Consider the following 12,233-nt stretch of genomic DNA (forward strand, 5'->3'; position numbering starts at 1 on the left):
CGTTGAGTTCCGGGCCTGTGGCGCAGTTGGTAGCGCGCTTCGTTCGCAATGAAGAGGTCAGGGGTTCGAATCCCCTCAGGTCCACCGGAAAGGCCCCCGCTCAGCGGGGGCCTTCGTCGTTTCCAGCGTCCCCACTGTCCCTCACGGGCGGGGGAGCAATCTCACGGGGAGCGAGAGCGACGGTGGGGACGGAGCGATGGGCGCTGATCGGGGGATGGGCGAGCACCGCGGTGTCTGCGAACAGGGGGAGCCGGCAGACGGACCCTGTGGCGGCGGCTCTCGCCGATGCCGACCGCAACGGCATGATCCGGCCCGGGAGCGACGCGAGCCTGTGGAGCAATGACTCCCGAGAACGCTCGTCCTCCGCGGGGGTCCGGCCGGCACCGACCGCGAGACTGCATCGTCCGCACGAGATCACTGTCATCACCCGTGATCTCGTGACGCGTATGCAGTCTCGCGGTGAGAGGGGAGGGGGGAGAGGGAGAAGCGGGAGAGGACAGCGTCATCGGCCGGAAACATGCGCGACACGCCCGGGGGTTGCGCTCGAGTTGGCAGATGGCCGGAACCCACGTAACTTATTACTTGTTCGCCCCACAGGGAAGAACGGAGAGGCTGAAGCCCCGTTCCCCTCAAGCGGAGAACACACTCCCACACAAGCGAGAAGATCTCGGATCTGACGTGCGTGTGGGGTGCCGATCGTTCCGTCGATCGCCGCCTCGGCGGTGAGAACGATCCGCTCCGGCGGATTTGACACGGCGAGCGAAACGGCTAAGATGGAGAAGTTGCCCTGCGGGCGAGGCTGAGAAGCCGAGCGGCAGGAGCATCCGTTCCTTGAGAACTCAACAGCGTGCACTTGTCAAATGCCAAATAACCTCGTTCCAGCTTCGGCTGGGTGAGATTCCTTTGGATCAAGTCCAACCCTTTGGGGTTGGCGTTATGGATTGTCAGTAATGGCATCCTTTTGGTCAGTTCAAACTCGCTGCGCACTTCTTTTTCCGTTGTGTGTATGCATTTTTCTTTTACGGAGAGTTTGATCCTGGCTCAGGATGAACGCTGGCGGCGTGCTTAACACATGCAAGTCGAACGGTGAAGCAGAGCTTGCTCTGTGGATCAGTGGCGAACGGGTGAGTAACACGTGAGCAACCTGCCCTGGACTCTGGGATAAGCGCTGGAAACGGCGTCTAATACTGGATACGAGACGTGGCCGCATGGTCAACGTTTGGAAAGATTTTTTGGTTCAGGATGGGCTCGCGGCCTATCAGCTTGTTGGTGAGGTAATGGCTCACCAAGGCGTCGACGGGTAGCCGGCCTGAGAGGGTGACCGGCCACACTGGGACTGAGACACGGCCCAGACTCCTACGGGAGGCAGCAGTGGGGAATATTGCACAATGGGCGAAAGCCTGATGCAGCAACGCCGCGTGAGGGATGACGGCCTTCGGGTTGTAAACCTCTTTTAGCAAGGAAGAAGCGAAAGTGACGGTACTTGCAGAAAAAGCGCCGGCTAACTACGTGCCAGCAGCCGCGGTAATACGTAGGGCGCAAGCGTTATCCGGAATTATTGGGCGTAAAGAGCTCGTAGGCGGTTTGTCGCGTCTGCTGTGAAAACTGGAGGCTCAACCTCCAGCCTGCAGTGGGTACGGGCAGACTAGAGTGCGGTAGGGGAGATTGGAATTCCTGGTGTAGCGGTGGAATGCGCAGATATCAGGAGGAACACCGATGGCGAAGGCAGATCTCTGGGCCGTAACTGACGCTGAGGAGCGAAAGGGTGGGGAGCAAACAGGCTTAGATACCCTGGTAGTCCACCCCGTAAACGTTGGGAACTAGTTGTGGGGACCATTCCACGGTTTCCGTGACGCAGCTAACGCATTAAGTTCCCCGCCTGGGGAGTACGGCCGCAAGGCTAAAACTCAAAGGAATTGACGGGGACCCGCACAAGCGGCGGAGCATGCGGATTAATTCGATGCAACGCGAAGAACCTTACCAAGGCTTGACATATACGAGAACGCTGCAGAAATGTAGAACTCTTTGGACACTCGTATACAGGTGGTGCATGGTTGTCGTCAGCTCGTGTCGTGAGATGTTGGGTTAAGTCCCGCAACGAGCGCAACCCTCGTTCTATGTTGCCAGCACGTAATGGTGGGAACTCATGGGATACTGCCGGGGTCAACTCGGAGGAAGGTGGGGATGACGTCAAATCATCATGCCCCTTATGTCTTGGGCTTCACGCATGCTACAATGGCCGGTACAAAGGGCTGCAATACCGTGAGGTGGAGCGAATCCCAAAAAGCCGGTCCCAGTTCGGATTGAGGTCTGCAACTCGACCTCATGAAGTCGGAGTCGCTAGTAATCGCAGATCAGCAACGCTGCGGTGAATACGTTCCCGGGTCTTGTACACACCGCCCGTCAAGTCATGAAAGTCGGTAACACCTGAAGCCGGTGGCCTAACCCTTGTGGAGGGAGCCGTCGAAGGTGGGATCGGTAATTAGGACTAAGTCGTAACAAGGTAGCCGTACCGGAAGGTGCGGCTGGATCACCTCCTTTCTAAGGAGCATCTGAAGTCTTCGGACTTCCAGAACCCAGTTCGAAGGCACACGTTCTTCGCTGGGAGCTCATGGGTGGAACATTTGACGAGGCATCAGGGTCTGAGGGTTCTGCTGAGTACGCCGCTTGCGGTTGGAAAGGTGGGGTCGGAGGGGTTTGGTGCATGCACGCTGTTGGGTCCTGAGGGACCGGGTGTGACTCCTTTGGGGGTTGCGGCTGTACCTCTGGGCCTTCTTCTGCTGCTTGTGCAGTGGGGGTTGGTACCGCCCGTACTTTGAGAACTACACAGTGGACGCGAGCATCTTAGAGATGAATCTTCGGATTCATTTCACAGGTGATCTTTTTTAGATCATTTAGTCAATTTTCGAGTTGACGATTCAAACTCATGTGATTTCAAGTCTTTAAGAGCAAACGGTGGATGCCTTGGCATCTGGAGCCGAAGAAGGACGTAGCAATCTGCGATAAGCCTCGGGGAGTGGATAAGCACACTTTGATCCGAGGGTCTCCGAATGGGGAAACCCCGCTGGGCGGCGTGCCGACCTAGTGACTCCCGCCTGAATATATAGGGCGGGTAGAGGGAACGTGGGGAAGTGAAACATCTCAGTACCCACAGGAAGAGAAAACAACCGTGATTCCGTGAGTAGTGGCGAGCGAAATCGGAAGAGGCTAAACCTAGCGTGTGTGATAGCCGGCAGGCGTTGCACGTTGGGGGTTGTGGGACTTTCTTGATCATCCTGCCGGGTGATCGACGTGACAGAAGCGTATAGACGAATGGTCTTGAAAGGCCAGCCATAGTGGGTGCCAGCCCCGTAGTCGAAATGCGTGTTCTGGCGTGGAGAGTATCCCAAGTAGCACGGGGCCCGAGAAATCCCGTGTGAATCTGTCAGGACCACCTGATAAGCCTAAATACTCCCAGATGACCGATAGCGGACAAGTACCGTGAGGGAAAGGTGAAAAGTACCCCGGGAGGGGAGTGAAATAGTACCTGAAACCGTTTGCTTACAAACCGTTGGAGCCTCCTTAGTAGGGGTGACAGCGTGCCTTTTGAAGAATGAGCCTGCGAGTTAGCGATACGTGGCGAGGTTAACCCGTGTGGGGTAGCCGTAGCGAAAGCGAGTCTGAATAGGGCGATTCAGTCGCGTGTCCTAGACCCGAAGCGAAGTGATCTATCCATGGCCAGGTTGAAGCGACGGTAAGACGTCGTGGAGGACCGAACCCACTTAGGTTGAAAACTGAGGGGATGAGCTGTGGATAGGGGTGAAAGGCCAATCAAACTTCGTGATAGCTGGTTCTCTCCGAAATGCATTTAGGTGCAGCGTTGCGTGTTTCTTGCCGGAGGTAGAGCTACTGGATGGCCGATGGGCCCTACAAGGTTACTGACGTCAGCCAAACTCCGAATGCCGGTAAGTGAGAGCGCAGCAGTGAGACTGTGGGGGATAAGCTTCATAGTCGAGAGGGAAACAACCCAGACCACCAACTAAGGTCCCTAAGCGCGTGCTAAGTGGGAAAGGATGTGGAGTTGCTGTGACAACCAGGAGGTTGGCTTAGAAGCAGCCACCCTTGAAAGAGTGCGTAATAGCTCACTGGTCAAGTGATTCCGCGCCGACAATGTAACGGGGCTCAAGCACGCCACCGAAGTTGTGGCATTGACATTATTGGTAGGCCTTCGTGGTCCAGCCGTGTTGATGGGTAGGAGAGCGTCGTGTGGCCAGCGAAGCGGCGGTGTGAACCAGCCGTGGAGGCTACACGAGTGAGAATGCAGGCATGAGTAGCGAAAGACGTGTGAGAAACACGTCCTCCGAAAGACCAAGGGTTCCAGGGTCAAGCTAATCTTCCCTGGGTAAGTCGGGACCTAAGGCGAGGCCGACAGGCGTAGTCGATGGACAACGGGTTGATATTCCCGTACCGGCGAAGAACCGCCCAAGCTAATCCAGTGGTGCTAAGAGTCCTAGCCAGGAATGTGTGGATCCCTTCGGGGTGATGCCGTCTTGGTGAACGCTCGACCCCACGCTGGTGCGGTTAGCGTATTAACAGGTGTGACGCAGGAAGGTAGCCCAACCCGGGCGATGGTTGTCCCGGGGCAAGTGCGTAGGCTGAGTCGTAGGCAAATCCGCGACTCGTTCGGCTGAGACACGATGCGGATAAAAAGTGGGTGATCCTATGCTGCCGAGAAAAGCATCGACGCGAGGTTCTAGCTGCCCGTACCCCAAACCGACTCAGGTGGTCAGGTAGAGAATACCAAGGAGATCGAGAGAATCGTGGTTAAGGAACTCGGCAAAATGCCCCCGTAACTTCGGGAGAAGGGGGGCCATCCACTTATACGGACTTGCTCCGGAAAGGGTGTGGTGGCCGCAGAGACTAGTGGGTAGCGACTGTTTACTAAAAACACAGGTCCGTGCCAAGTCGCAAGACGATGTATACGGACTGACGCCTGCCCGGTGCTGGAAGGTTAAGAGGAGCGGTTAGCGTAAGCGAAGCTGCGAATTTAAGCCCCAGTAAACGGCGGTGGTAACTATAACCATCCTAAGGTAGCGAAATTCCTTGTCGGGTAAGTTCCGACCTGCACGAATGGCGTAACGACTTCCCAACTGTCTCAACCGCGAACTCGGCGAAATTGCATTACGAGTAAAGATGCTCGTTACGCGCAGCAGGACGGAAAGACCCCGTGACCTTTACTACAGCTTGGTATTGGTGTTCGGTGTGGCTTGTGTAGGATAGGTGGGAGACTGTGAAGCAGACACGCCAGTGTTTGTGGAGTCATTGTTGAAATACCACTCTGGTCACTCTGGATATCTAACTTCGAACCGTAATCCGGTTCAGGGACAGTGCCTGGTGGGTAGTTTAACTGGGGCGGTTGCCTCCCAAAAAGTAACGGAGGCGCCCAAAGGTTCCCTCAACCTGGTTGGCAATCAGGTGGCGAGTGTAAGTGCACAAGGGAGCTTGACTGTGAGACTGACAGGTCGAGCAGGGACGAAAGTCGGGACTAGTGATCCGGCAGTGGCTTGTGGAAGCGCTGTCGCTCAACGGATAAAAGGTACCTCGGGGATAACAGGCTGATCTTGCCCAAGAGTCCATATCGACGGCATGGTTTGGCACCTCGATGTCGGCTCGTCGCATCCTGGGGCTGGAGTAGGTCCCAAGGGTTGGGCTGTTCGCCCATTAAAGCGGTACGCGAGCTGGGTTTAGAACGTCGTGAGACAGTTCGGTCCCTATCCGCTGCGCGCGTAGGAAGTTTGAGAGGATCTGACCCTAGTACGAGAGGACCGGGTTGGACGAACCTCTGGTGTGTCAGTTGTTCCGCCAGGAGCACCGCTGATTAGCTACGTTCGGGATGGATAACCGCTGAAAGCATCTAAGCGGGAAGCCGGCCTCAAGATGAGACTTCCATACCTTCGGGTGAGAGGCTCCCAGCCAGACTACTGGGTTGATAGGCCAGATGTGGAAGCGCAGTAATGCGTGTAGCTGACTGGTACTAATAAGCCGATGACTTGATAACACTTCGTTTGAACTGAAGCTGTTCGCGTCCACTGAGTGGTTCTCGATGTACGGTCGAGAACCGCAGACAACATTCTTTTGTTGTGTGCATGACTTGAAACATCAATAGTGTTTCGGCGGCCATAGCGAGAGGGAAACGCCCGGTCCCATTCCGAACCCGGAAGCTAAGCCTCTCAGCGCCGATGGTACTGCAGGGGGGACCCTGTGGGAGAGTAGGACACCGCCGGACTCCTTTTAGAAAGGGCCACCCAAAGCTGGGTGGCCCTTTCGCGTTTCTGCATGCTTTTCTGGAAGGCCATACGCTGTCGCTATGACGTCAGGCCTTCATCCTCGCAGCCAGCTCGTCCACGATGCTCTACGTTCTGCCGGGATTGAGGGCGAGATCGTGGTGCTGCCCGACGCGGCGTCGACGGCTGCGCTTGCCGCATCCGCTCTCGGCGTCGACGTCGGTGCCATCGCCAATAGCCTGGTGTTCTGGTCGGACGACGAACCTCTGCTGGTGATGACCAGCGGTGCCCATCGCGTCGACACGAGTGCGCTCGCGGCGCGGCTCGGGCGTTCCTCTATTGTCCGAGCGACGGTGGAGCAGGTCCGCGCGGCGACGGGACAGGCGATCGGGGGAGTGGCGCCCACGGGCCACCCTGTGCCGGTCGTTACTGTCGTCGACGAGGACCTCGCCCAATACGATCAGATCTGGGCGGCCGGTGGCACGCCGCACACGGTGTTTCCCCTGTCGTTCGATGAACTCGTGGCTCTCACCGGCGGCGTGGTCGTGAAGGTCGACGCGGCCTAACGGGGCGTCTGGATGTTCCACTCGTCGACGACGGGTGGCAGGGCGGGCCAACGATCGCCCGGGATCGGGAACGTTGCCACGGCGCATGTCGTCATGGTGACAGGGCGTCCCGCGAGCTCGGATGCGAGCTCGCTCAGCCCGGGATCGTGGGCGACGATGAGCACGCTCCGTCCGCCCGCACCTGCCGCCGCGTCCCAAAGCTCCGGCACGCTCGCCCCGTACAACTCGGGCATGGTTTCGAGGGGGACGTCGAGCGACGCTGCGAACGCCTCCGCGGTCGTGCGGGCGCGCAGCGCCGTGCTGGTGAGTAGGCGGTCGGGGTGGAAACCCGTCTCCGCGAGAGCCGCAGCCATCAGGGGAGCGTCACGCTGACCGCGATCGTTCAGCGGGCGTTCGTGGTCGCTCAGCCCGGCCACGCCCCAGTCGGACTTGGCGTGGCGTACGAGGACGAGTGTGACCATGTTTCGCCTCCTATCCCACGTAGACCCAGGCGTCGCGTCCGCTCTGCAGGATGACGGACACCCGCGTGTACAGCGAGACTTCGTATTCGTCGGCTGCGTCCAGCTCATCGAGGGTCAGCGCCAGCACGCGTCCGGTGACCTTGTCGCTCGTGTTCCCGGTCCGACGCAGAACAGGATGCGTGGGCAGACCGGACAGGGCCACGACACGCGTGTCTTCAATCTCCGTGTACTGCACGTGATAGCCGGCGAGCACGTCCTCGGTCGACTCGATTCGGCGCCCGAAGAGGTCGAGCTGCACCTGCGGGAGCAGAAGTGTCCCGTAGGAGAAGAGGCGCTCGGACGTCGCCGTGGTGCTCATCCCGCCCCCTAGGCTCCGAAGACCGCGTGCGCGATCGCGAAGATCGTGAGACCCGCGAGAGATCCCACGATCGTGCCGTTGAGGCGAATGTACTGCAGATCGCGGCCGACCATGAGTTCGATCTTCTCGGTGGTCTCTTCGGGGTCCCAGCGTTCCACGGTGTCGGTGATGACGGAGGCGATGTCGTGCCGGTATCGCTCGATGACGAACACCGCTGCATCCGTCACCCAGCCGTCGACGCGGGCGCGCAGGGCCTCATCCCGTTCGAGACGGCGGCCGATGTCCGTCAGGGTCTCGACCAGGCGCCGGCGCAGCCCGCTCTGCGGGTCGCTGAGGCCGCGCGTGAGACCGTTCTTGGCTGTGCGCCACGCCTCGCCGGCCAGCTCTCGGACCCGAGGCGAATCGAACACTGTCGTCTTCGCGTCTTCGAATCGTCCGATCGTCGCGGCATCGTGCTGCAGGTTGTCCGCCAGACGCGCGAGGTAGCCGTCCACTGCGTGCCGTGCCGGGTGATCGGGATCGGCACGCACCGCGGCGACGAACTTGACGGCCTCGTGGTATGCGGCCTCATCGATCATCGTGTGCACCATCGACGGCACCCACGAGGGCAGGCGCCGGGAGATCAGGCCCGTGAATGCCGAGCGGTTCGCTCGCAGCCACGAGGCCATGCTGTCCGCGGCGAGGTCGACCGCGCCGTGGTGCGCACCGGAGTCGACCATGCGCTCGAGCCACCCGCCGAGCGGCGGTCCCCAGTCGGGAAGCACCAAGTGCTCGCGGGCGAGGTCGCCGAGCAACTGCTGTACGTCGTCGTCACTGAGCGCCTCGATGACGTTCGTGGCGATCGTCGCGCCCTCGGACGCGACGCGCTCGGCGTTCGCGGGCTGCGACAGCCAGGCGCCGAGACGCGCCGAGAGTGAGAAGGACTCGAGCTTGCCGCGGATGACAGGAGCGGCGAGGAAGTTGGTCTCGACGAACTCGCCCAGCGTGCGTCCGATCTCGTCCTTGCGGGTCGGGATGATCGCCGTGTGCGGGATGGGAAGGCCGAGCGGCCGCCGGAACAGCGCCGTCACCGCGAACCAATCCGCGAGCGCTCCGACCATGCCGCCCTCCGCCGCGGCGCGCACATAGGAGAGCCACGGATAGCGGCTCTGCAGCGCGAAGGCGATGACGAAGACGACCGCGAGCACGATGAGGGCTCCGAGCGCGATGCCCTTCATGAGCCGCAGCCCGCGCAACCGCTCCCGGTCGGCGTCGCTCAGCAGTGCTGTCGGTGTGCGGGGCATTTCGTCATCCTTCCACGGCGTACTCTGTCAGCGTGATCGACGACATCAAGAAGCGCGCCCTGCATCGTACGAGCATCCTGGAGGGACAACTACGCGGGGTGACCAAGATGATCGAGTCCGAGGAGTACTGCATGGACATCATCACGCAGTCACGGGCCATCCAGCGCTCACTGGAATCGTTGAATCGTCTGCTGCTCGAGAATCACCTGCGCACCCACGTGGCGCACATGTTCGAAGAGGGCGGCGAGGACCGGGAGCGCGCCGTCGAGGAGCTGCTGCGCGCGTTCGATTTCGCGGGGAAGTGATCAGCTCGCCAGATCCTCGCGCTGACTCGTCCACCCGACGTCGAAGCTGCGGTTGCCGCTGATCGCCGCCGCGAACGGCTCCACGGCCGACATGGTCTCCGCGTCCAGGACGAGTCCGGATGCGGGGAGCCACTCGTCCACGTGTCGCGTGAAGCGCGAGCCGGGGATGGGCGCTGCGGCCACTCCGAACTGCGCGGCGCGCGTGAACAACCAGCCGAGCGCGAGTTGCGCACCCGTCAGGCCGCGCTGGCGCGCCAGAGCGAGATAGCCGGCGCGGAGGTCCGCGTTGGCGGCGAGGTTCTCGGCGGAGAACCTCGGGAACCGCGGCCGACCGTCACCGGGCCCGATGTCGGCGGGGGAGAAGGCGTCGGTCAGCCAGGCACGGCTCAGCGGCGAGTACGGCACGAAGCCGATCCCGAGCTCGGCCGCCGTCGGAACGACGGACTTCTCCACGTCGCGGCTGACGACACTCCACTCGGTCTGGACGGCAGCGATCGGATGCACGGCGTGAGCACGGCGGATCTCGTCCGCGGTGGCCTCCGACAGCCCGATGTGGAGCACCTTCCCCGCGCTCACGAGCTCGGACATCGCGCCGACCGTCTCCTCGATGGGAACGTGCGGATCGACACGATGCTGGTAGTAGAGGTCGACGTGGTCGGTACCGAGTCGGGAGAGGCTCTGATCGATCTGCTCGCGCACGTAGGCGGCGTCGCCACGGATGCCGCGTGAGCCGATCGCACCGCCCGAGATCCCGAACTTCGTCGCCAGGGTGATCTCGTCGCGTCGGCTGGCGAGCAGCCGTGCGATCGTGCGCTCGCTGCGGCCCGCGCCGTAGATGTTGGCCGTGTCGACGAACGTGAGTCCCGCATCCACCGCGTGCGTCAGCGTCGCGAGCGCGGTCGCGTCGTCGACCGGCCCGTACACGTCGCTGAGGCTCATCCCGCCGTAGCCGAGTGCGCTGACCTCGAGGCCGTCGCCGAGAAGGACCCGACCCACGGCGCTCACTCGGACGCCCCCTGCTGGAGCGGTCCGAGCCACGCAGCGGCGACGGTCGCGTGCGCGGACTCCGGGTCGGAAGGATGGAACTGGCCGGCGAGGACGTCGCGGTACAGGCGGCCCAACTCGCTGGACGAGAAATACGACGAGCCCCCGGCTACGAGGATCGCCTCGTCGACGATCCGCTTGGCGCCCGCGGCTGCCCGGTGCTTGAGACCGGACAGCAGCGAGAACCACCGCGCCCCGTGGTCGACGCCGGCATCCACGTCGTGGGCGAGCGCGGCGATCTGAGGGACGAGGGCGTCGTACGTCAGCGCCATCTCCGCAACCCGCCACCGGATGTCGGGGTCCTGGCTGTACGACAGCCCCGTCTTGCGCGAGCGCCGCCGCGCGGCCGTCTCGACGGCGACGTCGAGCGCGCGTCGGCCGATGCCGGTGTAGACGGACGCGAGCAGGATCTCGAAGACGCTGAAGATGCCGAAGACGATCGGATCGGGCTGGGGGCCGGGCGCGACCCGGCGCACGATCCGATCGGCGGGAGCGACGGCGCCGTGGAGCTCCGTGGTGCGGGACTGCGTTCCTCGCATCCCCACCGTGTCCCAGTCGTCTCGGGTGCGCACCGCATCCGAGCGCGGCACGAAGCCGTAGACCAGCTTGGGTGCGTCGGAGGACGTGGTGTCGAGGCCGTGCACGCCGAGGTGCGTCCACACCGGGGCGAGCGAGGTGAAGATCTTCGTGCCGGTGAACGTGTAACCGCAGTCCGGGAGGGGGACCGCCTCGGTCGCGCTGTCGAAGAGCACGAGGTCGTTGCCCGCTTCGCTGATACCGAAGGCGAACACCTCGCCGGCCGCGGCACCGGTCTGAACGAACGCGAGATCGTCGATTCCGCGCTCGCGCAGCACCTTGGCCACCCCTGTCCAGACAAGGTGCATGTTGACGGCCAGCGCGGTCGCGGGCGCTGCCGTCGCCAGCCGCTGCTGCAGGACGGACGCCTCGGCGAGCGACAACCCCGCTCCACCGCGATCCGCGGGAACGAGGATGCCGAGATAGCCGGCCGCGCGCAGCTCGGCCAGATCCTCCTCCGGGAAGACGTTCTCGCGATCGGTGTCCGCTGCGCGCCCGCGGATGCGTTCGATCAGCTCATCGGGCAGGTAGGCGTTCGGATCGAAGGTCATGCCAGTGCCTCCCGCAGCGCCGCCACGGTCGCTTCCGGGCGATCGCGATGCGGCGAGTGCCCGGCTCCGGCCACGATCGAGCGTGTGATGCGGGCATTGCCGGCGAGGACCTCGTCCGCACGCGGTCCCGTGAACAGGCTGTAGACGGCGGGGTCGGACGCGATCACGTGGGTGGGCACCGCGAGGCGCGCGGCCGCATCCGTCACATCCCAATCGGGATTCTGCTCCAGCGTCTGCTCCACTGCCCAGGGGCTCGCGAGCTGAGCCGCCTGCGCCTTCAGCTCGACGTCCTGCGGGTGCCAGTGGGGATGCGCGGCACGCACCTCTTCGATGGTGGGTGAGTCGAACGCATCCTGCTGACTGCGTTCGACGACCGCACGGTCGGCCGGCAGGAGGTACAGCGCGGGATCGATGAGGACGAGCCGATTCGTCCACTCGGGATGCTCCGCCGAGGCGAGGGCGGCGGACGCGCCGCCGAGCGAGTGACCGATGACGAGGTCCCACGCGTTGCCGGAACCGGGAACCGTCTGGCTCACATCGGCGGCGTAGGCGGCGATCGTGTAGTCGAGCGTTCGCGGCGCCAGGCCGTGACCGCGCAGATCCACGGCGACGGCATGCCAGCCCGCCTCGGCCAGGGCTGTTCCGAAGCGCCACATCAGAGCGCCGGACGATCCCAGTCCGTGCACGAGGAGGGCGTGATGAGCGGATGCGGGGGAGCCCCACGCGAGGGTGGGAAGCGCGACGGATGCGGGCATGTCTACGAGCGTAGAACGCCTGCCGCCCCGCTCGCCCGTCTACGTCGCTCTATGGCGTTGCGCGGACGCCG

General features: G+C 62.4%; 8 protein-coding genes, 1 tRNA gene and 3 rRNA genes. 6 read left to right on the forward strand and 6 right to left on the reverse strand.

The genetic code is table 11. From position 1 onward, the window contains the following. The first annotated feature begins 11 nt into the window (after positions 1–11). From LXM64_RS05310 to LXM64_RS05330, 5 genes are all read left to right on the forward strand, one after another. Positions 12–84: transfer RNA gene (locus tag LXM64_RS05310), tRNA-Ala, on the forward strand. Positions 85–1,018: 934 nt separating this feature from the next. Next, positions 1,019–2,541 (forward strand): 16S ribosomal RNA (locus LXM64_RS05315). A 391-nt stretch (positions 2,542–2,932) separates the two neighbouring features. Then, a 23S ribosomal RNA gene (locus LXM64_RS05320) occupies positions 2,933–6,037 on the forward strand. 111 nt (positions 6,038–6,148) lie between these two features. Next, positions 6,149–6,265 (forward strand): 5S ribosomal RNA (gene rrf, locus LXM64_RS05325). Together the 16S, 23S and 5S rRNA genes form the textbook arrangement of a ribosomal RNA operon. Positions 6,266–6,346: 81 nt before the next feature. Beyond that, complete coding sequence (locus LXM64_RS05330) at positions 6,347–6,829, forward strand: YbaK/EbsC family protein (RefSeq protein WP_137417598.1); 483 nt, start codon at positions 6,347–6,349, stop codon at positions 6,827–6,829. Here LXM64_RS05330 and LXM64_RS05335 read toward each other — a convergent pair. From LXM64_RS05335 to LXM64_RS05345, 3 genes are read right to left on the reverse strand one after another with little or no spacing between them, the layout of a single operon-like run. Then, complete coding sequence (locus tag LXM64_RS05335) at positions 6,826–7,290, reverse strand: SixA phosphatase family protein (protein ID WP_234074934.1); 465 nt, start codon at positions 7,288–7,290, stop codon at positions 6,826–6,828. The two genes, LXM64_RS05330 and LXM64_RS05335, sit on opposite strands and share 4 nt — an antisense overlap. A gap of 10 nt (positions 7,291–7,300) precedes the next feature. Next, positions 7,301–7,648 carry a gamma-glutamylcyclotransferase family protein gene (locus LXM64_RS05340; protein WP_234074935.1) on the reverse strand — a complete coding sequence of 116 codons (348 nt, stop codon included), beginning with the start codon at positions 7,646–7,648 and terminating at the stop codon, positions 7,301–7,303. Between the two features lie 8 nt (positions 7,649–7,656). Further along, positions 7,657–8,931 (reverse strand): DUF445 domain-containing protein, encoded by a 1,275-nt coding sequence (locus LXM64_RS05345; RefSeq protein ID WP_137417595.1) that lies wholly within the window; start codon positions 8,929–8,931, stop codon positions 7,657–7,659. Between the two features lie 32 nt (positions 8,932–8,963). On the opposite strand from LXM64_RS05345, the gene LXM64_RS05350 reads away from it, so the two are divergent. Beyond that, entirely contained in the window at positions 8,964–9,236 is a 273-nt protein-coding gene (locus LXM64_RS05350) for a metal-sensitive transcriptional regulator (protein ID WP_137417594.1), read from the forward strand. Here the strand turns inward: LXM64_RS05350 and LXM64_RS05355 are convergent, their stop codons facing one another. The 3 genes from LXM64_RS05355 to LXM64_RS05365 are packed head-to-tail and all read right to left on the reverse strand — an operon-like array spanning position 9,237 to position 12,162. After that, positions 9,237–10,241: an aldo/keto reductase gene (locus LXM64_RS05355; RefSeq protein ID WP_326490541.1), complete on the reverse strand. Its 1,005-nt coding sequence runs from the start codon at positions 10,239–10,241 to the stop codon at positions 9,237–9,239. Continuing rightward, the gene (locus LXM64_RS05360) at positions 10,238–11,407 is read right to left on the reverse strand and encodes an acyl-CoA dehydrogenase family protein (protein ID WP_234074936.1); all 1,170 of its coding nucleotides are present in this window, start codon (positions 11,405–11,407) and stop codon (positions 10,238–10,240) included. Before LXM64_RS05360 ends, LXM64_RS05355 begins: the two co-directional genes overlap by 4 nt. Further along, a complete protein-coding gene (locus tag LXM64_RS05365) occupies positions 11,404–12,162 on the reverse strand; it encodes an alpha/beta fold hydrolase (RefSeq protein WP_234074937.1) in 759 nt (252 codons plus the stop codon). The genes LXM64_RS05360 and LXM64_RS05365 overlap by 4 nt, the downstream gene beginning before the upstream one ends. Positions 12,163–12,233 lie beyond the last annotated feature (71 nt).

This window comes from Microbacterium binotii, from assembly GCF_021398715.1.
Taxonomy (GTDB): Bacteria; Actinomycetota; Actinomycetes; order Actinomycetales; family Microbacteriaceae; genus Microbacterium; species Microbacterium binotii_A.

Coding starts and splice junctions, on each gene's coding strand:
- LXM64_RS05330 (WP_137417598.1), top strand. CDS start 6,347: ATGACGTCAGGCCTTCATCCTCGCAGCCAGCTCGTCCACGATGCTCTA.
- LXM64_RS05335 (WP_234074934.1), bottom strand. CDS start 7,290: ATGGTCACACTCGTCCTCGTACGCCACGCCAAGTCCGACTGGGGCGTG.
- LXM64_RS05340 (WP_234074935.1), bottom strand. CDS start 7,648: ATGAGCACCACGGCGACGTCCGAGCGCCTCTTCTCCTACGGGACACTT.
- LXM64_RS05345 (WP_137417595.1), bottom strand. CDS start 8,931: ATGCCCCGCACACCGACAGCACTGCTGAGCGACGCCGACCGGGAGCGG.
- LXM64_RS05360 (WP_234074936.1), bottom strand. CDS start 11,407: ATGACCTTCGATCCGAACGCCTACCTGCCCGATGAGCTGATCGAACGC.
- LXM64_RS05365 (WP_234074937.1), bottom strand. CDS start 12,162: ATGCCCGCATCCGTCGCGCTTCCCACCCTCGCGTGGGGCTCCCCCGCA.